The sequence below is a fragment of the Tardiphaga sp. 37S4 genome, assembly GCF_021044645.1.
GTDB classification, from domain to species: Bacteria; Pseudomonadota; Alphaproteobacteria; order Rhizobiales; family Xanthobacteraceae; genus Tardiphaga; species Tardiphaga robiniae.
The window spans coordinates 4728884-4752233 of sequence record NZ_CP088008.1; the positions used below are offsets into that span (position 1 = coordinate 4728884).

The window sequence follows — 23350 nt, forward strand, 5'->3', positions numbered from 1 at the left end:
GTCGCTCATCGTGAGCGCTACGACGTACAATGCCGCCGCACCGGTCCTGCTATTTGCCGCGGATCTTGTAAGTCGCCTTCATGATGATGCGATGGCCATATAACGCTGCGAATGTCTGCTGCTTCTCCAGCCATGCATGATATTCGCTCTCTTCCTGGACGATGACGTTACTCCGCATTTGCGCATGCGCAATGCCGCACAATTCCGCGCAAAGAACCTCGAATGTTCCTGTGCGCGTGGGAGTGAACCAGAAGTATGTGACCGAGCCCGGCACCATATCCATCTTCGCCCGGAACTCAGGTACGTAGAAATCGTGCAGAACGTCGATTGAACGGAGCAATACCTTGACCGGCTTCCCGATCGGGAGATGCAAATCGTCGTTCTCAACCACGACGTCGTCCTGACCATTGGGATCGTTCGGATTCAAGCCCAGTGGATTCTCGGCACTGACGTTGCGGGCATCGACCGTCCCGAGCCGGCCATCTTTTCCTGGCAGCCGGTAGCTCCAGCGCCATTGCTGGCCCATGACCTCGATCTCTGTTGCATCGGACGGCACCGTCACAAACTGATGCCAGACAACCAAACCGGGCGCCAACATCGCTCCGACACCGATCGCGGTCCCTATGGTGAGCCACCATTCGAGCCTTTTGTTTTCGGGCTCATAGGCCGCTTGTCTTCCTTCTTTGTGATGAAAACGGAAGATGCAATAGGCGATGAATGCGACGATCGCGAAGAAGACCGCTCCGGTGATCCAGAACGTCATGGTGATCGTGTCGTCGATGTAACTCCAATTCGATGCGATTGGCGTCCACCACCATGGGCTTAGGAGGTGAAACAGCACCGAAGCGACTGCGACCAACAGCAGTATGAATGCTACAGCCATCCCTTGTTCATCCTTGCCTCTAGAGGCTGCGGACAAGACTTAGAAAAGGGCGCAGTTCATGTCTGCATCGATGGCTGATTTCGAGCTCGCCATCACAATGCTGGCCGCCTTGCCCTCTAACCGGTCGCAACATCGAATTCGAAAAGTTGCGATCGCTGGTGTCGTCGAACTACGGGCACTTGCCACTACAGGATGTTCCCCGGCAGGCTTGATTGTCAATAGACCGGCCTATTCCTCACGACGACGATAGCACCACGATCGAACCGTTGAGCAATGGCACGCGCAACGGATTTTGATATCGCATTGCAATACACGACGCCGTGCGTCCGCATGACAGACAAAGTGATGCGTCAGTTGCCATCAGCCACGCGGCGAAACGTAAACCTTACAAAGTAAGAATTCACCGAACAGTGCGTGCTATTCTTTCCGGATTGCGCTAAACTTGCCGCACAGGTTGCGACAGGTTTTGCTCGGCAAAGCTCTCTTCGTTGAACTTGGCCGTCTTCCAGAACCCAGTCGCGATTTCTGCGCACGAAGGCGAATACTCGTCATTTGAAAATGACCAGATCTCGCCGGTGCGAACGCATGGGAGATCGTGACCATGGCTACTCCGTATTCTGACAAGATCTCGCAGACAGTGCCAGGCGCTTCCGATAGCGTCGCCGCGCCCGTCATTCGCAAGATCGGGTTGTCCGATCTGCATGATGCGTTGCGGCTGGGCTGGGAGGACTTCAAGGCCGTTCCGAGTCACGCCATTATTCTGTGCGTCATCTATCCTGTTCTCGGGCTTGTGCTGGCCAGAATGACGCTTGGCTATTCGGTGTTACCGCTGCTTTTCCCGCTAGCCGCCGGTTTTGCGTTGATTGGTCCTTTTGCCGCGCTCGGTCTCTATGAACTCAGCCGCCGCCGCGAACGCGGCGAAGAGGCGTCGGCGTGGCATGCACTCGGCGTGCTGCGCTCGCCGTCCTTTGGAGCCATGCTTGGCCTCGGCACGCTCCTGCTCATTCTGTTCGTGGTCTGGGTGACCACTGCGAATGCGATTTACGTTTCCAAGTTCGGCAATGCCCCTGCGGCCAGCATTCCTGATTTCGCATCGCGCATCTTCACAACCACAGAGGGGCACCAACTGATCGTCCAGGGCTGCGGCGTCGGACTATTGTTCGCTATCATGGCCCTGTGCGTTAGCGTCGTGGCGTTTCCGCTGATGCTCGACCGACATGCGAGCGTGACAGACGCAGTTCAGACCTCGCTGCGGGTCGTGATGAAAAATCCCGTGACCATGGCGGCATGGGGTCTGATTGTGGCCGCGCTGCTGGTGGCCGGTTCGCTGCCGTTATTCGTCGGTCTCGCCGTTGTTCTGCCCCTACTCGGTCATGCCACCTGGCATCTTTATCGCAAGGTGCTGGAACCAGACCCGAATCCTCGGCAGGACCCTCCCCGTCCGCCGAAAGGGCGGCGCTATGCGGCCGATTTTCCGGTCTCTCTCTTCCCGTGGGGCCGTGATAAGCCGTAGATCGAAACAAACGACCGGGACGCGCGTTCAGGCTTCGCAATCAGTCGAACCACCCGCGCCCGCGCGGATGAAACCCAGCTCGGATGAGGGGCGATCTCGGATATCCGCCGGAAGCGGACTCCGCTCCCGGCAGGGTGTCCGCCCACTATCTATTAAGAGAACCCAAACAGCTTTGCCGGATTTGTGACCAGTATCTTTTCCAGCAAGGCATCGTCCGGCGCGTAGCGATAGAGCAATTCAAGCAGGTCGGCGTCGTTCGGCGGCTGGACGACCGATACGGGGTGCGGCCAGTCGCTTGCCCAGACGCAGCGATCGGGCGCGGCTTCGAGATAGGCTTGCGCGATAGGAACGACGTCGTCCCACGGCGGGCCTTTTTTGGACGTCTTTTCGCCGAGCGAAAGCATCACCCAGAAATTGCCCTTAGACAGCAGATCGAGAACCGCACGCAAATTCGGATCGTTCTTGCCGAGGGTTGGATCCGGGCGGCCCATGTGATCGATGAGGACCGGTACCTTGAGAGACGCGATCTTGTCGAGATTGGCGACGATGCCGTCCTTCTCCGGCTGGAATTTAGCGTACCAGCCGAGTTCGGAAATACGTGCGATGGCGCGCTCGTAGTCGCTGTCCGAAAGCACGGCGCCGAGCTCCTTGCGGAAGCTGAACCGCGCCCCGCCGACGCCGGCGTCATTCAGCTTGGCGAGATATGCATCGTCGCGTTCGGCGAAAACCAGCGCATTCGCGCAGGCCTTGTAGTTCGGCCCCATCGCCGCCAGCCCGTCCAGAACCACCGAATGATCGGCGCCATATGTCGTCGTCTGCACGATGATGCCACGCTCGATACCAAGCGCCTTGTGTACCCGAAGTGCGGCCTCCCAGGTCGCCGTCGGCATCTGATAGGCAGCGCCGGACCGGACGGGATAGCGCTCCACGGGACCAAGCACATGGAACTGACTGTCGATGCTCTTCGGCGGCGGCTTGCGGGATGGCGTGCGCGGGTTTGGATCAAATGGAAGATAGTCGGGCATCTGTCTGCTCCTTTAATCGATCACCGCAGTGAAATCGCATTGCACCAGGGCGCCGCCCTCCATCTCCATGGAGAGCGCATGACGGGCCGGGCGCGAATGTTCGTCCGGAAACATCTTGAGCCACTCGACATTGACCGGCCCACGATTGCTGCGATCCTTGAGCCAGACCGTCATCTTGATGATGTCGTCGGTGCTGCCGCCCCCGGCTTCCACGATCGCCTTCATATGCACGAACATGTTGGCGCACTGGCTTTCTAGATCGGGCGGCATCTCGCTTGTCTTGGGATCGCGGCCGAGGATGACGCCGGACATCAGCAGATTGTTGATGCGGCAGGCATTGGGAATCGGATTTGCGTGCTTAAACTCGCCGATATGAACGCTGCGGCGGCGCCTGGAAGATGTCATGGCTGCAGTCTCCGGATAACGGTCAAACGAATTGGCACGACACCGAGCCATACGGCCCGTAATCGGCATGTATCGTATCGCCGCGGCTGACCTCGATCGGACGCGTGAAGGATCCGGCGAGCACCACCTCGCCTGCAGCGAGATATTCGTCGTGCGGCGCAAGGCGATTGGCGAGCCACGCGATGCCGTTTGCCGGATGGTTCAGCACGCCGGCGGCGACGCCGGTCTCCTCGATCTGGCCATTCCGGAACAGCAGCGCGCTGACCCAGCGCAGATCGACATCCAGCGGACGGAATGGACGACCGCCGACCACAAGCGCGGCATTCGCTGCGTTGTCGGAGATCGTGTCCACCACCGTGCGGGGCTTCTTGGTTTGCGGATGCACGCGGTGCATGCGCGTTTCCAGGATTTCGAGCGCCGGAGTGACGTAGGCTGTCGCGTTCAGCACGTCGAAGATCGTACAATCCGGCCCGCGCAGATCGGTCTTGAGCACGAAGGCCAGTTCGACCTCGATGCGCGGCGCGAAAAACCGTTCATAAGGGATGCTGCCGGCATCCTGATAGAACATGTCGGCGAACAGCACGCCGTAATCCGGCTCGGAGATGCTGACCGCGTTCTGCATTGCCTTCGAGGTCAGGCCGATCTTGTGGCCTTTGATCACTCGCCCGCGTTCAAGCTGCAGCGCCGTCCAGGTCCGCTGGATCGCATAGGCATCCTCGATGGTGAGATCGGGATAGTCGGCGGTGAACATGGTGATGAGCGTCTTGGTCCGCTCCGCCTCGTCGAGGCGACGCGCCAGCGTATCGATGACCGTCTGATCAAGCACCGTTATTTCTCCTCTGCGACGACGTTGCGAAGAATGCCGATCTGCCTGGACTCAACCTCGACGACATCGCCTGGCTTGAGCCAACGCGGCGGCGTGAAGCGGGCGCCGGCGCCGGTCGGCGTTCCGGTCGCGATCATGTCGCCGGGCTTCAAGGTGGCGAATGTCGACAGATAGGAAATCAGATAGTCGAAGGTGAACATCAGCCGCTCGGTCGAGTCGTTCTGACGCTCCTCCCCGTTCACCCGCGTGACGATATCGTGCGTCCCTTGCGGATCGCATTCGTCCGCCGTGACGATCCACGGCCCGACGCTGCCGGACCGATCGAAATTCTTGCCCTGGGTGACGTTGAACTTGCCGTGGTGCAGCCAGTCCCGCACCGAGCCTTCGTTGCAGAGAGTCATGCCGAAGATGTGCGACCACGCATTCTCGCGCGCGATATGACGACCTTCCTTGCCGATGACGATCACGAGCTCGCCTTCGTAGTCGAGCTGCTCGGAGATCTTCGGCTTTTCGATCGGCTGATCGGAGCCGACCACCGACGACGGGTTGCGGACGAACAGGCTCGGATATTTCGGCAAATCCGAGCTGTCTTTGTATTCAGCATTGCGGTCCTTGTAGTTGACCCCGATGCACCAGAGCTTCTCCGGCGCCGGGATCGGCGGCAGCAAGATCAGATCCGACAGTCGATGATCGGGCTTGCGGCCGGCGCTCACCTGTTTCGCCTTCGCCAGCCCGTTGCCGGCGATCAAGCTGCGCAGATCGGGAAACTCCGATCCAAGCAATGCACTGAGATCGATAACGCCGTCATCGGCCACCACGCCGTAGCGGCTGTTTCCGCCGGTCGAATAGCTGCATAGTTTCATGAAGGCTCCTGAATAATTCACTGGATCGATTGCCGCCGGATCGCGGTGCCGGACCGGCTGCTCGAGCTGCGCCCGCGGCGTTCTTCCAATTACTTCGATGTCTGGAATACGGACTTCAACGTGAAGATCTCGCCTAGCCGCGCGTAACGCGGACCGGCAATGCGGGCGATCGGATCGAGGCTCTCGGTTTCAATCTTGCCGTTGGCGAGCAGATCATCCTTGATGTGAAATGCGACCACTTCGCCGACGATCAACCGGCTGCGGGTATCGCCGAATTCGAGGCATTGCCGAAATCGGCATTCCATCGCAATAGGCGCCGCCGTCAGCCGCGGCACCCCGATATGGTCGCTGGGAGTCGTCTCGAGACCGAGGACTTCGACCTCACTCACCTCCGGCGGATGTTCCGCGGAGCTTTCGTGAACCGCCGACATCAACGGCGAATCCGCGATGTGAATGACGTATTCTTCGCGATCCAGGATGTTGCGCGCCGTGTCTTTGTAGACGCCTGATTTGCGGCCGACGCTGATTGCCAGCATCGGCGGCTTGGGCGAGACGAAGGTGAAGGCACTGAACGGCGCAAGGTTGACGGTACCTGCCTGCGACAGGCTGGTCACCCATGCGATCGGTCGCGGGACGACGATGCCGGTGAGCAGACGATAAGCCTTTTCGGCACCAAGTTCAGCGGGATCGATCTTCATTCGTCAATCCGCCTTTACGTTGGCCTTGCGCACGACCGGAATCCACTTGGCGTCCTCGCGATCGAGATAGGCTCTGAACTCACCTGGCGTCATCGGGAGCGCTTCGGCGCCAAGCTTTTCGAACTTGTCGATCACGCCTGGCTCTTTGAGTATCTCAACCAGCACTTTGTTCAATTTATCGGCGATGGGAGCGGGGGTGCCCGCCGGGGCAAACAGCCCCGTGAAGGTCTGGCCGTCGAAATCCGGATAGCCGAGCTCAGCGAAAGTGGGCACCTCCGGAAGCGTCTTCAGTCGATGTGGGCTCGTGACCGCCAAGGCGCGCACCATTCCACTCTTGATATATTGAAGGCTGACCGACAGTTGATCGAATGCGAACTGAACCTGTCCGCCGAGAAGGTCATTGGTCGCGGGCGCGTTGCCGCGATAATGCGCCGTCACCCAACGAATCTCGAGCTTGGACTGCATGAGTTCGCTAAGCAGGTGATTGGTGGTGCCCGGCCCCGGAGAGGCCATGGTCAGCTTGCCCGGATCGCGCTTCGCCAGTTCGAGCAATTCGGCGAACGACGTAGCCTTCACGGACGGATGAACCTCGAGCACCAGCGGCGTCATCGAGATGCTCGAGATCGGCAGGAAGTCGCGCTTCCAGTTGTAGGCGTCGCGCTTGTTGATTTCGGGAGCGAAGAGAACCGGACCATTGGCGCCGACCATGAGCGTGTAGCCATCATTAGGCGCTTTCGCCAGCGCTTCCCCGGCGATCATGCCGCCAGCGCCCGACTTGTTTTCGATCACGAAGGGCTGGCCCAATTTCTCTTGCAGCCGATCCGCGACGATGCGCGCCGCGCTATCGACATTGCCGCCGGCCGGATAGGGCACGATCAGTTTGACAATGCGCGTGGGCCATTCCTGAGCCGTCGCCGCGCCATTAACCAGCGTCGCAACAATGGCTGCAGCGATCCATAGCGACCTCATCATTTCCTCCCGCCAGATGCGGCTTTCACGCCGCTAACCGTATGTTCGACGCCGATTGGGACCAGCGCTCTTGCGGCGAACCATTGGTTCACCCGCTTTACTTGTCGATGCCAATGTGCCGTTATTGTCCACATTATGGACAACGGATTGCCGACAACACTCGACCCGGAGCCGCGACAAGGCGCGCAGGCGATCCGGCGCGCGCTCTTCCTCCTTCGCGTGCTTGCAGCGGGCGGTGAGAGCGGATTGCCGTTGAATGAAGTCGTCCAAGCGACACGTCTATCGCGCCCGACCGTTCACCGGATCATTCATGTCCTGATGGAGGAGGGGCTCGTCGAGCGCCACGAGCGCTCGGGTCGCTATGCAATCGGCACGCAGGTCCCTGAATTGGCACTCGCTCGCCCATCGCGCTCGCCATTGCTCGCCGCAGCGGACGACATTTTGCGCGAAACATCGCAACGGGTCGGCGACACACTGTTTCTAACGGTGCGCACCGGCAACGACACTTTATGCGTGGATAGGAGAATTGGCTCATATCCGATCCAGGTACTCTCGATCGCCGTCGGTGCGCGGCGGCCGCTGGGCGTCAGCAGCGCAGGCGTTGCCATCCTGGCCGCGTTACCGGCTCAAGAATCACGCCGGATCGCTATGACGAATGAGCCTCGATTTGCGGGATATCGGACCGATCGGCAGACTGTGTTGTCAGAGATCGCCGACGCCCGGCGCAGGGGCTATGGCGTGCGCGAAGTCGGGTTGGTCCAGGGCACGAAATCGATTTCGACCTGGATCAAGACAGCCGATGGCGATCCGGCGGCGGCCCTCACCATATCGGCCGTCCGAACACGGCTCGGCCCGCGACGCGAGCAGGAAGTTGTCGAAACGCTTTTGAAGGCAGCTTACGAGGTCGAGCAGAAAATCCGATAAGAAAGCAGGCGTCGCCCAATCCAAGGCAAAGGTCCGCTTTCGACATGGGCAGCGATTGAGCAGCCAATCGACGGTTGGCTGTTCTAATTTGAACGGAAAGTCTGGCGGGCCATTCGGGATAAAACTGCGCCACCCCTCCCGTTGCCCGCGCAAAATGGCGCGCCATTCGGAACACAACCACGAACTCATATATCGTTGAAATTGCTTGTGATTTTATAAGATGCCTCATGGCGCGAGGCTCGTCGCATCGATTCTGGCCTCAAGACACACCTCACAACTCCGCGCGCCACGGCGGCTCCGGGGTGCTAACATAGTCAAGACCGCACGACCGAAGATTTCACCTGTGCGATTGAAACGCGGTCGGGAAACGATGGCGCACGAAGAGATGCACTCCAAAAACAACCGCCGACCGTAATTGCGGTGAGTTGGCTGGGACGTGGAGGACGCTATGGCGTGGCGTGACGACAAGGCCCGGGCAACTCTGATCCGCGACGCGGCGGGAAGCGTGCAGCCGGGCAAGGCTCCCCGAACCTTTGCCGAGCTTATGTTCGGCTACACCAATGCCGAGGACCTCGCCAGTTACGATGCCTCCTCGCTTGCCTTCCTGGCGGAGCAAGCCTGGGAGCATGCACAGCGACGCACGGCGGGTCGTGCCGATATCCGCGTCGTCAATCCGATGATGCCGGACGGACGCGAGATGTCCGTGCTCGAAATTCTCAACGACGATATGCCTTTCCTGTTCGATTCCATCATGGCGGAGCTCGCCGAGCAGGGCATCGAAGTCACCCTCGTCGCTCACCCCATCATCGCGGTGGAGCGCGATGACCAAGGCAAGCTCCTGCACTTCCACGGTGAAGCACTGCCGGAAGGGGCAAAGGGCGCGCGCGAGAGCCTGATTCACCTCCACATCACCCGCCTCGACGCCGACGCTGACCGCGAGAGGCTGATTGACGGCCTCACCAGGACGTTAAGCGACGTGCGCGCCAGCGTCGCGGACTGGCGCGTCATGCGCGACCGCGTCGAGAACGCGATCAAGACTTTCTCTTCCAATCCACCGCCGCTGCCGATCGACGAGGTCGCCGAGGCCAACCAGTTCCTGCAATGGCTGTGCGCGGACAATTTCACCTTTCTCGGCGTGCGCGAGTATCGCTTCTCGCCCGACAGCGATGCGTCGGACGACATCACGACCGCTGAGGGCCTCGGCATCCTCCGCGACCCCGATGTAAAGGTCCTGCGCCGCGGCAACGAAATGGTGGTGATGACGTCGGAAATTCGCGAGTTCATGCGCGAGCCGACCCTACTCATCGTCATCAAGGCCAATGTGAGTAGCCGCGTTCATCGCCGCATCCGGATGGATTATATCGGCATCAAGCTCTATGCGCCCGACGGCCGGCTCGAGGGTGAACTACGAGTCGTCGGCCTGTTCACCTCAGGCGCCTATACGCGCTCGGCACGACAGATCCCCTATGTTCGCCACAAGGTATCGCGGGTGCTCCAGCGCGCCGGCTTCGATCCGAACAGCCATTCGGGCAAGGCGCTGATGCATATCCTCGAGGAATATCCGCGAGACGAACTATTCCAGGTCGACATCGACACCCTCTTCAATTTCGTCATGGAGATCCTGATCCTCTATGAGCGCCCCCGCGTCCGGGCCCTCGCTCGGGTCGACAAGTTCGATCGCTTCGTCTCCATCCTCGTCTTCATTCCGCGCGACAAATACGACACTGATGTGCGCATGCGCGTCGGCGCCTTCCTGTCGCAGATCTACAAAGGGATGCAGGCCGCCTCCTACGTGTCTTTCCCCGAAGGAGCATTGACGCGCGTTCACTACATCATCGGACGCTATGAAGGTAAGACTCCTGCCGTCGAGCGCGCCACGCTGGAAGCCGGGATCAGCGCCATTGCCGCGACCTGGGCCGACAAGCTGAAGGCCGCGCTGACTGCGTCTACCGATGGCATGCGGGCGCGCATGCTCGCCAATCGCTATGCCCAGGCCTTTACCGGCGGCTATACCGAGGTTTCCACGGCGGAACAGGCAATAGCCGATATCGCCACCATCGAAAGGCTCACGCCAACCCGCCCGGTGACGATTTCGGTTCATCGCTTCGAGGGCGAGGACGATCCCAGACGCTTCGGCCTGAAGGTGTTCTCGGATGCCGCGCCGCTGTCGCTGTCCTATCGCGTGCCGGTGATCGAAAATCACGGCCTGCGCGTGGTCGATGAACGTACCTATCAGATCGTGCCCGGAGCCAGGCCTGAGCCGGTGTGGCTGCACGACATGACGATCGAGACCAGCGACGGCCAGCCGATCGAGATCAACCGGGAATTCAGCCATCGGCTCGAAGCCTCGATCATGGCGGTGGTCGGTGATCGAGCCGAATCCGACGGATATAACGGGCTGATCCTGCGCACGGCCCTGGGCTGGCGCGAAGTCTCGACCATCCGGGCGCTGTCCCGCTATTTGCACCAGATCCGCGCGCCGTTCAGCCAGGATTATATGTGGGAGACTCTGCGCAAGAACGCAGCGATCACCGCCAACCTCGTCGCGCTATTCCAGGCCCGCCTCGATCCACGCCTCACCCTTACTGATGCCGAGCGCTCGGCCCGGGAGACCGCCCTCCTTGCTGATATCGAGGAGCAGCTCAAATCCGTCGCATCGCTCGACGAAGACCGCATCCTCCGCCGTTTCACCAATCTGGTGCAGTCCACCATCCGCACCAATTTGTGGCAGGTCGGCGAGGACGGACATCCGCGTCCGGTGATCTCATTCAAGTTCGACGCGCGCGGAATCGAGGACCTGCCGGCTCCACGACCGCTCTACGAGATTTTCGTCTATTCTCCCCGCGTCGAAGGCATTCACCTGCGCTTCGGCAAGGTTGCGCGCGGCGGACTGCGGTGGTCCGATCGGCCGCAGGATTTCCGCACCGAGATTCTCGGCCTGGTCAAAGCCCAGCAGGTCAAGAACGCCGTGATCGTGCCGGTCGGCGCCAAAGGCGGCTTCGTGCCCAAGCGCCTGCCGCCGCTCTCCAGCCGCGATGCGTGGCTCGCGGAAGGCACCGAAGCCTATCGCATCTTCGTTCGCTCGCTGCTCGAACTCACCGACAATCTCGACGGCGACGACCTCCTCCCGCCCGACTCGACATTGCGGCATGATGGCGACGATCCTTATCTGGTCGTCGCCGCCGACAAGGGCACCGCCACCTTCTCCGACATCGCCAACGCGATTTCGGCCGAGAAGAACCATTGGCTCGGCGATGCCTTCGCCTCCGGCGGCAGCCAGGGCTACGACCACAAGAAGATGGGGATTACGGCGCGAGGCGCCTGGGAGGCGGTCAAACGCCACTTCCGCGAGCTCGGCACCGACATTCAGACCATGCCTTTCACTGTAGTTGGCGTCGGCGACATGTCCGGCGACGTCTTCGGCAATGGCATGCTGCTCTCGCCCGCGACGAAATTGGTTGCGGCGTTCGATCACCGCGACATCTTCATCGATCCCTCTCCCGATCCGGCGATCAGCTACGCCGAACGCAAGCGCATGTTCGACATGCCGCGATCGAGCTGGCAGGACTACAACAAATCGCTGATCTCGCAAGGCGGCGGCGTGTTCTCGCGCTCCCTCAAGGGGATTCCGCTCGCACCGGAAGTGCGCACCTTGCTCGATCTCGACAAGCCGCAGGCGACGCCCTTCGAGGTGATGACGGCGATCCTGAAGACGCGCGCAGACCTACTGTGGTTTGGCGGCATCGGCACCTATATCCGGGCGTCGGTGGAGAGCGACGATCAGGCCGGCGACCGCGCCAATGATCCGATCCGCATCACCGGGACCGACGTTCGCGCCAGGGTGATCGGCGAAGGCGCCAATCTCGGCGTCACTCAGCGCGGCCGCATCGAAGCGGCGCAGACGGGCGTCAAGCTCAACACCGACGCGATCGACAATTCGGCCGGTGTGAATACGTCCGACGTCGAGGTCAATATCAAGATCGCATTGGCCCGCCCCGAGCGCGAGGGACGCCTCAGCCCGGCTGACCGTAACACCCTGCTTGCCGCGATGACCGACGATGTCGGTGCGCTGGTCCTGCGCAACAACTATCTGCAGACGCTCGCGCTCTCGCTCGCTGAACGCAAGGGCGTGGCCGAAACCGGCTTTCTCACTCGCCTGATGCAGTCGCTCGAGCAGCGCCGCCTGCTCAGCCGGGCAGTCGAATTCCTGCCCGACGACGCCGCGATCACCGAGCGCACACGACGCGGGCAGTCCCTGACGCGGCCTGAACTTGCCGTGTTGCTCGCCTACGCCAAACTGACGCTCTACGACGACCTGCTCGGCACCAGCGTGCCGGACGATCCTTATCTCGCCCGCGAGCTCTCCGGGTATTTTCCAGGCCAGGTTCAGGACAGGTTCCCGACAGCGGTAGAGTGCCATCGCCTCCGACGCGAAATCATCGCGACCAGCCTCGTCAATACGGTCATCAACCGCGGCGGCCCGGCGTGTATCGTGCGCCTGATCGACGAAACCGATGCCGATATCCCCACCATCGTCATGGCCTATGTGGCGGTGGATGAATCCTACGGGCTCAAGTGGCTAAATGATGCGATTGATACGCTCGACGCCTGCATCGAAGGGCAGTTGCAATTGTCCCTCTATGAGGCGGTCCAGGACCTTCTGCTTTCCCGCATGGTCTGGTACGTGCGCAATATTGATTTCAAGGATGGCCTCGAGGCGGTGATCGCCCGTTTCGGCCCGGGTATCCGCGAGATCAGCGCCTCTCTCGACAACACCCTGCCACCGGACTTGCAGGCCGCGCGCGGCAAGCGCCGGCAGGAGTTGACCGATGCCGGCGTCCCGTCCGGCCTCGCCGGCGAACTGGCCGATCTCGACACCCTGGTCTCGGCGCCGGACATCGTGACGGTCGCCGAGCGCACCGGCCGCAGCATCGGCGATGCCACCGCGACGTTCTTTGCCGCCGAGGCCAATTTCCGTCTCGACCGCATCATCGCTGCCGCGCGCAGCGTGCCCGCCAGCGATCGTTTCGAACGCCTCGCCATCGACCGCGCCGTCGACCTGATCGCGGCTGCCGAAAGAGGCCTCGCTGCGGATATGTTGGCAACCGGCCAATCCGGCCAGCAGGCTGCGGAGACCTGGCTTGCAGCTCATCCCGAGGCGACGCGCATCCGCCGCGCAGTCGAGGAGATTGCTGCTGGCGGCCTGACGCTCGCCAAGCTGATGGTGGCGGCAAACCTGCTGGGGGACTTGGTCAAAGGCTGAGGCGTGCGGGGCAGCGATGTGAAACTCTAAAGAGCAATGCTAGCGCAGGTTGTTAGCCAGCGAACGGAGGACCCCAATGATCCACGCTACTTGCCATACCGCTGATAATGTCCGCTGCATCGAGTTCGATGCCACACCCTGGTTCAGCGAGGCTAACGCTCCGAGCATTATCGATTTGGCCGAACGCGGATGGGCCAGCACAGCGATTGCAGATTCCCTCGAGAGCCGACGAGGATACGAACGCTTGCACGACCTCGTTGAGTATGCAGCGAAGCGACTGCAACCGGAATCCCTGGAGGACCCCACCTGGGAAACCTTCGAGTGCGTCGTCGATGGACCCGAGGCCGTAGCCTGGCTCGAGAAAAACCGGCCCGACCTTGTGGCAAGGATCCCGTAAGCTACGAGAAGCGCAGCAATGGCGACGATGATTGGCGCATCACAATGAAGCGGAAATGGCGCGCCCGAAAGGATTCGAACCTCTGACCCCGTGATTCGTAGTCACGTGCTCTATCCAGCTGAGCTACGGGCGCGTGCCGCGATGTGTGGGGCCAAAAGTCAGAGCCGCCAACACCGGATGCGTTTCGGAAACGATGTTTGCGAAAGCGGGCCATAGCTACCGGGTCGAGCCCGGCTTGGCAAGCGCCCTGAGCCGCTTATTTCACTCCCGTGACATACCCGGAAAAGACGGCTCAGGCCCGCGCGCGTTCGTTACGGATGCTGTGCAGTTCCACCGGCCGGTCGGGAAGGCTGATCCGGAAGGTGGCGCCCAAAGTGCCTTCCACAAGGTGAATATCGCCGTCATGAGCGCGGACCAATTCGGCCGCGATCGCGAGGCCCAGCCCGCTACCACCGGGGCGGGACGAGCCCTGAAATGCTTCAAACAGGTGGTCGCGCGCCCGCTGCGGGACGCCGGGGCCAGTGTCGGACACTTCGAGAATGGTGACAGCGCCTTCGCGGCGGCCGGTGATGCGAATCTGCTGCGGGGCGACGTCGCTCTGCGGCTGCCCCTCCAGCGCCTGGGCCGCATTGCGGACCAGATTGAGCAAAATGCGAAACAACTGGTCGGGATCGGCATCAATCATCAGCCCGCGCTCGATGGCGTTGACCCAGCCGATCGACACGTCGGTCGCAAGCCCGGCCGATTCGCGGACTTCGTTGACCACCGGCTCAACGAGAATCATCTTGCGATCAGGGGCAGCTTCCTGCGCGCGGCCATAAGAGAGTGTCGACTGGCAGAAGGCGATGGCGCGCTCCAGCGAGCGCATTAGCTTCGGCGCGAAGCGCTGCACGCGCGGATCGGGCACGCTGGCGAGCTGATCCGACAGCAATTGTGACGACGCAAGCAGGTTGCGCAGGTCATGATTGATCTTCGAGACCGCGAGGCCGAGCGCAGCGAGACGACTCTTCTGATGCAGCATCGAAACGAGATCGCGCTGCATGTCGGACAATTCGCGCTCCGCCACGCCGATTTCGTCGGCGCGCTGGCTCGGCACGATGATCCGCGCCGAGCTCTCGGGGTTTTCATGGAAAGCGACGAGATTAGCCGTCAAATTCCGCATCGGCCGCACGAACAGATAATGCAGCGCCAGATAGACCAGCCCGGCAGAGAGAATCGCCAGTCCGAGCGACACCCACAATAGATTGCTGGAGAAACGATACATCGCCTGCCGCAGCGGCAATTCATCGACCACCACTTCAATGAATTGCGCCCCGCCGGGCGCCGGCCCGATGATGCGCATCGTCTGATCGCCAGTTTCCAGCATGACTTCGAAGGCATCGACGATCGCCGACCACACCGTCATCGACCGCATGTCGATGTCATGATCGATCTGCGCCGGCAGATCAGCGCTGGCGAGCAGACGGCGCTGCTGGCCCATCTTGATGGCCACCGCACGGGCGCCGATGCTGCTCAGAATTTGTCGCGACAGCGATTCCGGGACCATGCCGAGCGGCGCGGCGTCCAGCACCAGTGCTGCCGTATTGGCCGCTGCCAGCCTGTCGTTCAGCCGGTTGATCCGGAAATTAGCGATCGAGGGCACATAAATGAGAATTTCGGCAATCAGCACCAGTGGAATGGTGAGCAGCAACAGCTTGCCCGACAGCCCCAGCCGTCGCATGGGGCCGAGCCTGAACGCGGGCTCGATGGGCTTTTCGCCGGCCGAAGACACAATATTGGCCTCTGATCTCACGGTCTGACGCTGAACTATCGAGAGATACGGGTCCAACGACGATTTGTTACGATGATGTTTGGGACCAGTTCTTAAATTTGTCCGCTGAGCGAACGTCCTTAAGCCATAGATCAATTTCACAACCGCCAACAACCTGAAAACACCGGGAAATTGGGATTAATCCCATCGTTCCAAGAATTTGGCGGATCAGAACACCGCTACAGGGCAACATTGACGAAAACAGGACGCTCCCGTATAAGCCCGCCAACTGTCCGCGATGACCCGGTTTTGGATCGGGTGCGGCTCGTCTTTGGGCCGGAAATGGCTCGTTGAGCCAACATCTTAGGACTTACCTCAAATTACTCGGCGAATTGCCCGGTCAGCGGAGAACGACCCGTGAAGCGGACTTATCAACCCAGCAAATTGGTGCGCAAGCGCCGTCACGGCTTCCGCGCTCGCTTGGCGACCGTTGGCGGCCGCAAGGTTCTGGCTGCGCGCCGCGCACGTGGCCGCAAGCGCCTCAGCGCCTGATCGGATCTCTTCCGAGAGTTCATCATGGACCGGTTACGGCAGCGGGCGGACTTTCTCGCCGCTGCCAATGGGCCGCGGGTGAACAGCCCTGCCTTTGTGATGCAAACCCGGCGACGTGACGACGACGGCCCGATCAGGGTCGGCTTTACCGTGACCAAAAAAAACGGCACCGCCACCGAGCGGAACCGTATCCGGCGCAGGCTTCGCGAACTGGTGAAGCGCGTCGATGTCTTATCCATGCGACCCCACAGCGATTATGTGCTAGTCGGCCGTCGTGTCGCGCTCCAACGCGATTTCACGATGATGCTCGACGACCTCCGCTCGGCGCTGCACCGCCTCGATCGGCAATCTTCTAAGACGCAATCTTCTAAAACCAGCGTGACCTGACGCTTTCAGCCTGCGACAAGCGCGCAGCCGGAAGCGAGAGCCGCACCCGCATTTGAATGACGAGACCTGAACGATGACCGACAATCGCAACACCATCATTGCCGTCATTCTGTCCGGCCTGGTGCTGATCGGCTGGCAATATTTCTACAACATCCCGCAGATGGAGAAGCAGCGCGCACAGACCGCGACGCAGACCCAGCTCGCCAACCCGACCGCACAACCAAACGCCACGCCCGGCAGCACGACGCCGACCGCGAATTCCACCGCCGCAGGCGGCGCACCCACGAATGTGGCGCCGGCCAACGCTCCGATCATCAGCCGCGATAGTGCCATTGCAGCGTCGCAGCGCGTCAAGATCGACACGCCGCGCATCTCCGGCAGCATCGCGCTGAAGGGCGCGCGCCTCGACGATATCTCGCTGACCAAGTTCCGCGACACCGTGGATCCGAAGTCGCCGGCGATCGTGCTGTTCTCCCCCTCCGGCACTGCCGCGCCTTATTATGCCGAGTTCGGCTGGGTCGCCGCCGCCGGTGCGAACACCAAGATTCCCGACCAGAACACCCAGTGGCAGCAGGAAGGCTCCAACTCCCTGACGCCGACCACGCCTGTCGTGCTCAAGTACAACAACGGCGACGGCCTGACTTTCACCCGCACCATCTCGATCGACGACCGCTACCTGTTCTCGGTCAAGGATGACGTCAGCAATATCGGCAACGCGCCGGTGACGCTGTATCCGTTCGCGCTGATCTCGCGCCACGGCACGCCGCATGTCGAAGGCTATTACATCTTGCATGAAGGCCTCGTCGGCTATCTCGGCGACCAGGGCCTGCAGGAATACGGTTACAAGAAGATCGACGAAGCCAAGGCGGTGAATTTCAAGGTCACCAATGCCTGGCTCGGCATCACCGACAAATACTGGGCTTCGGCGCTGCTGCCCGACACCAATGCGCAGCTGCAGGCCCGTTTCTCGTCGAACCTGACCGGCACCCAGCGGACCTACCAGACCGATTATCTGCAGGACGCGCAGACCATCGCCATCGGCGGCACCGGCACGGCCAATGCCCGCCTGTTCGCCGGCGCCAAGGAAGCGGCCACTGTCGGCATCAACTTTCCGCTGGCGGTCGGCCTCGGCGGCTACAATCAGGCGCTCGGCCTCAACCACTTCGACCTTCTGATCGACTGGGGCTGGTTCTACTTCATCACCAAGCCGATGTTCCTGGCGCTCGACTGGTTCTTCCACCTGTTCGGCAATTTCGGCATCGCTATTTTGCTGGTGACGGTGCTGGTGAAGATCATCTTCTTCCCGCTGGCCTCGAAGTCCTACGCCTCGATGGCGAAGATGAAGGCCGTGCAGCCCCAACTGGCGGCACTCAAGGAGCGCTTCCCTGACGACAAGATGAAGCAGCAGCAGGAGATGATGGAGATCTACAAGAAGGAGAAGATCAACCCGATCGCCGGTTGTCTTCCCGTCATGTTGCAGATCCCGGTGTTCTTCTCGCTCTACAAGGTTCTGTTCGTCACCATCGAAATGCGCCACGCGCCGTTCTTTGGCTGGATCAAGGATCTGTCGGCGCATGATCCGACCAATCTCTTCAACCTGTTCGGCTTGATCCCCTTCGATCCGACGACGATTCCGGTGTTCGGTCACTACCTCGCGCTCGGCATCTGGCCGATCATCATGGGCATCACGATGTGGTTCCAGATGAAGCTGAATCCGACACCGCCGGATCCGACGCAGAAGATGATCTTCGACTGGATGCCGCTGATCTTCACCTTCATGCTGGCCGGCTTCCCGGCAGGCCTCGTGATCTACTGGGCATGGAACAACACCCTCTCGGTGCTGCAGCAGGCCTACATCATGAATCGCAACGGCGTGAAGGTCGAACTGTTCGACAATGTGAAGTCGACCTTCGCGAAGAAGCCGGCTGAAAAGAAGACGTAACCCTTGGAGCCCTCATCCTGAGGAGCGGCCACTTGGCCGCGTCTCGAAGGACGAGGGCGGGGCGCTCATGGTTCGAGACGGCGCTTGCGCGCCTCCTCACCATGAGGGCCGGAGCAGCACAGAAAGCCACTTCGCATGACCACTGACACCGATGCGAAGCTGATCGAACAGGGCCGCCTGCTTTTTGCAGGCGAATGGACGTTCATCTGGGCGTCGCCCTCGATCGAGACGCTGCCGCCAATGGCAGGGATGGAAGTGGCCTTTGCCGGCCGCTCCAATGTCGGCAAATCCAGCCTGATCAATTCGCTGACCGGCCGTAACGCGCTGGCGCGGACCTCGCATACACCAGGCCGCACCCAGGAGCTGATCTTCTTCGAAGGTCCCGATGGCTCCGACTTCCGGCTCGTCGATATGCCCGGCTATGGCTATGCATCCGCGCCGAAGGTCAAGATCGCGTCCTGGACCAAACTGATCTACAATTTCCTCCAGGGCCGGGCGAGCCTCGCCCGTGTCTACGTTCTCATCGACTCCCGGCATGGCCTGAAGGATGTCGACCTCGACGTGCTCAAGTCCCTCGATCGCTCGGCGGTCAGTTACCAGATCGTGCTGACCAAGGCTGATCAGGTGAAGAAGAGCGAACTCGAAAAGACGCTCGAAGAGGTCCGCACCGAGTTGCGGACTCATCCGGCAGCCTTTCCGGACGTGCTGGTTACATCATCGCGCACCGGTGACGGCATGGCCGAATTGCGGGCTGCAATGGTCCGCCTGTTGAACGAGCGCAACTGATGACCCGCTTTAGCCTGTTTCGCATTCTTGTCATCCTGGCCGGCGTGATGGGCGCCGACGGCGTCATTCTCGCCGCGGCTTCGGCGCACCAGCCGGACGCGACGCGGCTGGCCTCAGCCTCCTCGATGCTGCTGTTTCATGCTGCCGCCATTCTCGGCGCCGTCGCTCTGATCGAGCGCGGCATCGCCCATCTGCAAATCGGTCTGACGGCCGCCTTCGGCTTCGTCGTCGCTGCCGCGCTCTTCGCCGGCGACCTGACCCTGCGCCAATATGTCGGTCACGGCTTGTTCACAATGGCCGCACCGACCGGCGGCACCCTGCTGATCCTCAGCTGGCTGGCGCTGGCGGTATCCGCAGCTTGGCCGCGCCCCACCTGACGCCGGGCCACTGGACAGAGCAGCGATGCTTTGCGCGGCGGCAATCAATCGGCTAGAACGCGCCGCAGATTGCTCACCGTGAGATCCGCTTCATGACCGACGCGCCCATCATCAGTGCTCTCGACCAGGCCCGCATCCTGTCGGAGGCGCTGCCCCACATGCAGCAATATGACGAAGAGACGATCGTCATCAAATATGGCGGGCACGCCATGGGCGCCGAGGATACGGCCCGCGCATTTGCCCGCGATATCGTCCTCCTGGAACAGACCGCCATCAATCCGGTGGTTGTGCATGGCGGCGGCCCGCAGATCGCGCAGATGCTGACGCGCCTCGGCATCAAGTCGGAATTCGCCGCCGGATTGCGCATCACCGACGCGGCGACCATCGAGATCGTCGAGATGGTGCTGGCCGGCTCGATCAACAAACAGATCGTCAGCTACATCAACGAAGCCGGCGGCAAGGCCGTTGGCCTGTGCGGCAAGGACGGCAACATGGTCACCGCGTCGAAGGCGACGCGCACCATGGTCGATCCCGATTCGAACATCGAGAAGGTGGTCGATCTCGGCTTTGTCGGCGAGCCGGAAAAAGTCGACCTGACGTTGCTGAACCAGCTGATCGGCTATGAGCTGATCCCGGTGCTGGCGCCGCTCGCAGCAAGCAAAGACGGCAAGACCTTCAACGTCAATGCCGATACCTTTGCCGGCGCCGTCGCAGGCGCGCTGAAGGCCAAGCGCCTGCTGCTGCTCACCGACGTGCCGGGCGTGCTCGACAAGTCGAAGAAGCTGATCCCGGAACTGTCGATCAAGGATGCCCGCAAGCTGATCGCTGACGGCACGATTTCCGGTGGCATGATCCCAAAGGTCGAGACCTGCATCTATTCGCTCGAACAGGGTGTCGAAGGCGTCGTCATTATCGATGGCAAGACTCCCCATGCCGTGCTGCTCGAACTCTTCACCAATCAGGGCACGGGCACGCTGATCCACAAGTGATGGACACACCACACCACACGTCGTCATGGCCGGGCTTGTCCCGGCCATTCGCGTCTGGCTGGTGGGCGCGAAAAACATCGTTGACGCTTCTTGCCAGCGTCATCTGGCTATTTGCCAGCACGGCCGCCCGCGCCGATCTCAAACTCTGCAACCGCATGAGCTATGTCGTCGAAGCCGCCATCGGCATTGACGACAAGAGCGCTACCGCAACGCGCGGCTGGTTTCGCATCGATCCCGCACAGTGTCGTGTCGTCGTACAGGGCACGCTGACGGCCGACCGCATCCTGCTGCATGCCCGCGCGCTCAGCATCTACGGCGCCTCACCCGTGGCGCAGAACGGCACCGACAACCTGTGTATCGCGCCGGATAACTTCGTCATCGCCGCTGCCCGGCAATGCCGTGCCGGACAGTCACAAGTGCCGTTCACGATGATCAAGCCGACGCAGACCGACGACGGCAATATGGTCGCCTATCTCGCGGAAGACAGCGAATATGACGACGAACAGGCCAAGCTCGCCGCGATCCAGCGCCTGCTGGTGATCGCCGGTTACGACGCCGCGCCCATCGACGGCGTGGATGGGCCCAAGACCCAGAGCGCGCTCTCGTCCTTCCTCAAGAGCCGTAGTCTTGCTGCCGATGTGGTTTCAACGCCGAATTTCTTCGAGACAATGATCGCCGCCGTGCAGGCGCCCTCCGCAACAGGCCTCACCTGGTGCAACGACACGTCCTACAAGGTGATGGCGTCAGTCGCGACCGATGATGGCAAGGGCGTTGTCAGCCGCGGCTGGTATCGCATCGAGCCAGGCAAATGCCTGCGACCGGATATTGTCGGCCAACCCCGCCAGATCCTCAGTTTCGCCGAGGCCGTCGACGACAATGGCCGTGCCATTAAGCTCAACGACAAGCCGCTGAACTGGGGCGGCGTTCGCATGCTGTGCACACGCGAGAGCAAATTCGAGATTCGCGAACACAGTGACTGCAATACCCGCGGCCTCACCAGCGCCGGCTTCGCCATCGTCGATATGTCCGGCGGCGGCAAGACGCTGCGCTTTGGGACACCGTGACGGCCAGACAACAGAGACAATCAATGACCCTGCCGACCAAATCGCCGCGCGCCTTCAACCATGTCGAGACATGGGTGTTCGATCTCGACAACACGCTGTATCCGCACCACGTGAACCTGTGGCAGCAGGTCGATGGCAAGATCCGCGACTTCGTCGCGAACTTCCTCAGGATTTCACCCGACGCGGCCTTCAAGGTTCAGAAGGACTATTACAAGCGTTACGGCACCACCATGCGCGGCATGATGACCGAACACGGGGTCCGCGCCGACGACTTTCTGGCTTTCGTCCACGAGATCGATCATTCGCCGCTGGAGCCCAATCCGGTGATGGGCGCCGCGATCGCACAACTGCCAGGCCGCAAACTGATCCTGACCAACGGCTCGGTCGCCCATGCCGGCGCGGTACTGGAGCGCCTCGGCTTCGCCAATCAGTTCGAAGCGATCTTCGACATCATCGCCGCCGATCTGGAGCCGAAGCCGGCTCAGCAGACCTATGACAAGTTCCTGCGCCTGCACGGCGTCGATCCCTCCAAGGCGGCCATGTTCGAGGACCTGTCACGCAACCTCATGGTGCCGCACCAACTCGGCATGACCACCGTGCTGATCGTGCCTGACGGCGCCAAGGAGGTCGTCCGCGAGGACTGGGAGCTGGAAGGCCGTGACGACGACCATGTCGATCACGTCACCGACGATCTGACCGGGTTTCTGGCGGCGCTGAACAAGGCCCGGTAGGGCGGGATGGCCGCCCGCGCGTCTTGACTCTCCCCGGCCAAATCCCGACAAAAGCTTCAAGAAATCACCTTTTACCCACGATCTGCCCAAGGAAATCGCGATGTCGCTGACCGCCCTCGAATCCACCATCAATGCCGCCTTCGACGCGCGCGATAACGTCAACGCCTCGACCAAGGGTGAAGTCCGCGACGCCGTCGATCAGGCGCTGAACCTGCTCGACAAGGGCGAGGCCCGCGTCGCCGTCCGCGCCGACGACGGCAAGTGGACCGTGAACCAGTGGCTGAAGAAGGCCGTGCTGCTGTCGTTCCGCCTCAATGACATGGCGCAGATCTCTGGTGGTCCCGGCGGCGCGGCCTGGTGGGACAAGGTGCCCTCGAAGTTCGAGGGATGGGGCGACAACAGCTTCCGCGACGCCGGCTTCCGCTCTGTACCGGGCGCTATCGTGCGCAAGTCGGCCTTCATCGCCAAGAACGTCGTGCTGATGCCGTCTTTCGTCAATCTCGGCGCCTATGTCGATGAGAGCTCCATGGTCGACACCTGGTCGACGGTGGGCTCCTGCGCCCAGATCGGCAAGCGCGTGCACATTTCGGGCGGCGTGGGCATCGGCGGCGTGCTGGAGCCGCTGCAGGCGGGCCCGGTGATCATCGAAGACGACTGCTTCATCGGCGCCCGCTCGGAAGTCGCTGAAGGCGTGATCGTGCGCAAGGGCGCGGTGCTGGCCATGGGCGTCTTCCTGGGCGCATCGACCAAGATCGTCGATCGCGAAACGGGCGAAGTGTTCGTCGGCGAAGTGCCGGAATATGCGGTGCTGGTCCCCGGCAACCTGCCCGGCAAGCCGATGAAGAACGGCCAGATCGGCCCCTCCACCGCCTGCGCCGTGATCGTGAAGCGTGTCGACGAGCGCACCCGCTCCAAGACCAGCATCAACGAGTTGCTGCGCGACTGATTGTCGTTCGGACCGGTTTGCGCGTAGCATCGCGCAGACCGGACCGATCCGTTGACCTGG

Annotated in this window: 20 protein-coding genes and 1 tRNA gene; 12 read left to right on the forward strand and 9 right to left on the reverse strand. The window is 61.4% G+C overall.

Annotated features, from left to right (window positions below):
• Window positions 1-49 precede the first annotated feature (49 nt).
• Window positions 50-883: a cytochrome c oxidase subunit II gene (coxB, locus tag LPB73_RS22515; protein ID WP_231078251.1), complete on the reverse strand. Its 834-nt coding sequence runs from the start codon at window positions 881-883 to the stop codon at window positions 50-52.
• A 601-nt stretch (window positions 884-1484) separates the two neighbouring features.
• Here coxB and LPB73_RS22520 point away from each other — a divergent pair.
• Entirely contained in the window at window positions 1485-2396 is a 912-nt protein-coding gene (locus LPB73_RS22520) for a DUF2189 domain-containing protein (RefSeq protein ID WP_231078252.1), read from the forward strand.
• Window positions 2397-2548: 152 nt separating this feature from the next.
• Here the strand turns inward: LPB73_RS22520 and LPB73_RS22525 are convergent, their stop codons facing one another.
• From LPB73_RS22525 to LPB73_RS22550, 6 genes are all read right to left on the reverse strand, one after another.
• Window positions 2549-3421: an amidohydrolase family protein gene (locus LPB73_RS22525; protein WP_231078253.1), complete on the reverse strand. Its 873-nt coding sequence runs from the start codon at window positions 3419-3421 to the stop codon at window positions 2549-2551.
• Window positions 3422-3433: 12 nt separating this feature from the next.
• Window positions 3434-3826, reverse strand: a complete 393-nt coding sequence (locus LPB73_RS22530) for a RidA family protein (protein ID WP_175368592.1) — start codon at window positions 3824-3826, stop codon at window positions 3434-3436.
• Window positions 3827-3848: 22 nt separating this feature from the next.
• Window positions 3849-4658 carry a 2-oxo-hept-4-ene-1,7-dioate hydratase gene (hpaH, locus tag LPB73_RS22535; protein ID WP_374725708.1) on the reverse strand — a complete coding sequence of 270 codons (810 nt, stop codon included), beginning with the start codon at window positions 4656-4658 and terminating at the stop codon, window positions 3849-3851.
• Window positions 4655-5515, reverse strand: a complete 861-nt coding sequence (locus LPB73_RS22540; protein WP_231078255.1) for a fumarylacetoacetate hydrolase family protein — start codon at window positions 5513-5515, stop codon at window positions 4655-4657. Before LPB73_RS22540 ends, hpaH begins: the two co-directional genes overlap by 4 nt.
• A gap of 89 nt (window positions 5516-5604) precedes the next feature.
• Window positions 5605-6213, reverse strand: a complete 609-nt coding sequence (locus LPB73_RS22545; protein ID WP_068732840.1) for a flavin reductase family protein — start codon at window positions 6211-6213, stop codon at window positions 5605-5607.
• A gap of 3 nt (window positions 6214-6216) precedes the next feature.
• Entirely contained in the window at window positions 6217-7182 is a 966-nt protein-coding gene (locus LPB73_RS22550) for a Bug family tripartite tricarboxylate transporter substrate binding protein (RefSeq protein ID WP_231078256.1), read from the reverse strand.
• 135 nt (window positions 7183-7317) lie between these two features.
• Between LPB73_RS22550 and LPB73_RS22555 the strand changes: the two genes are divergently transcribed.
• The gene (locus LPB73_RS22555) at window positions 7318-8106 is read left to right on the forward strand and encodes an IclR family transcriptional regulator (protein ID WP_414716817.1); all 789 of its coding nucleotides are present in this window, start codon (window positions 7318-7320) and stop codon (window positions 8104-8106) included.
• 436 nt (window positions 8107-8542) lie between these two features.
• Window positions 8543-13369 (forward strand): NAD-glutamate dehydrogenase, encoded by a 4827-nt coding sequence (locus LPB73_RS22560; protein WP_231078260.1) that lies wholly within the window; start codon window positions 8543-8545, stop codon window positions 13367-13369.
• Window positions 13370-13822: 453 nt separating this feature from the next.
• Here LPB73_RS22560 and LPB73_RS22565 read toward each other — a convergent pair.
• Together LPB73_RS22565 and LPB73_RS22570 are read right to left on the reverse strand one after the other, a co-directional pair.
• Window positions 13823-13899 (reverse strand) — tRNA-Arg (locus LPB73_RS22565).
• Between the two features lie 159 nt (window positions 13900-14058).
• The gene (locus LPB73_RS22570; protein ID WP_175368586.1) at window positions 14059-15486 is read right to left on the reverse strand and encodes an ATP-binding protein; all 1428 of its coding nucleotides are present in this window, start codon (window positions 15484-15486) and stop codon (window positions 14059-14061) included.
• A gap of 447 nt (window positions 15487-15933) precedes the next feature.
• Here LPB73_RS22570 and rpmH point away from each other — a divergent pair, with 447 nt between their 5' ends.
• From rpmH to dapD, 9 genes are all read left to right on the forward strand, one after another.
• Window positions 15934-16068 (forward strand): 50S ribosomal protein L34, encoded by a 135-nt coding sequence (gene rpmH / locus LPB73_RS22575; protein ID WP_011471298.1) that lies wholly within the window; start codon window positions 15934-15936, stop codon window positions 16066-16068.
• Window positions 16069-16092: 24 nt separating this feature from the next.
• On the forward strand, window positions 16093-16455 hold the full coding sequence (rnpA, locus tag LPB73_RS22580) for a ribonuclease P protein component (RefSeq protein WP_089262790.1): 363 nt from the start codon (window positions 16093-16095) through the stop codon (window positions 16453-16455).
• A 73-nt stretch (window positions 16456-16528) separates the two neighbouring features.
• Window positions 16529-18397 carry a membrane protein insertase YidC gene (gene yidC / locus LPB73_RS22585; RefSeq protein WP_231078261.1) on the forward strand — a complete coding sequence of 623 codons (1869 nt, stop codon included), beginning with the start codon at window positions 16529-16531 and terminating at the stop codon, window positions 18395-18397.
• 135 nt (window positions 18398-18532) lie between these two features.
• Window positions 18533-19183 (forward strand): ribosome biogenesis GTP-binding protein YihA/YsxC, encoded by a 651-nt coding sequence (gene yihA, locus LPB73_RS22590; RefSeq protein ID WP_089262794.1) that lies wholly within the window; start codon window positions 18533-18535, stop codon window positions 19181-19183.
• Window positions 19183-19560, forward strand: a complete 378-nt coding sequence (locus LPB73_RS22595; RefSeq protein ID WP_231078263.1) for a DUF423 domain-containing protein — start codon at window positions 19183-19185, stop codon at window positions 19558-19560. The genes yihA and LPB73_RS22595 overlap by 1 nt, the downstream gene beginning before the upstream one ends.
• Before the next feature lie 92 nt (window positions 19561-19652).
• Window positions 19653-20549: an acetylglutamate kinase gene (gene argB / locus LPB73_RS22600; RefSeq protein ID WP_120288257.1), complete on the forward strand. Its 897-nt coding sequence runs from the start codon at window positions 19653-19655 to the stop codon at window positions 20547-20549.
• An 80-nt stretch (window positions 20550-20629) separates the two neighbouring features.
• Complete coding sequence (locus tag LPB73_RS22605; RefSeq protein WP_231078264.1) at window positions 20630-21613, forward strand: DUF1036 domain-containing protein; 984 nt, start codon at window positions 20630-20632, stop codon at window positions 21611-21613.
• A gap of 23 nt (window positions 21614-21636) precedes the next feature.
• The gene (locus tag LPB73_RS22610) at window positions 21637-22344 is read left to right on the forward strand and encodes a pyrimidine 5'-nucleotidase (protein ID WP_231078266.1); all 708 of its coding nucleotides are present in this window, start codon (window positions 21637-21639) and stop codon (window positions 22342-22344) included.
• 100 nt (window positions 22345-22444) lie between these two features.
• Complete coding sequence (gene dapD / locus LPB73_RS22615) at window positions 22445-23290, forward strand: 2,3,4,5-tetrahydropyridine-2,6-dicarboxylate N-succinyltransferase (RefSeq protein WP_231078267.1); 846 nt, start codon at window positions 22445-22447, stop codon at window positions 23288-23290.
• Window positions 23291-23350 lie beyond the last annotated feature (60 nt).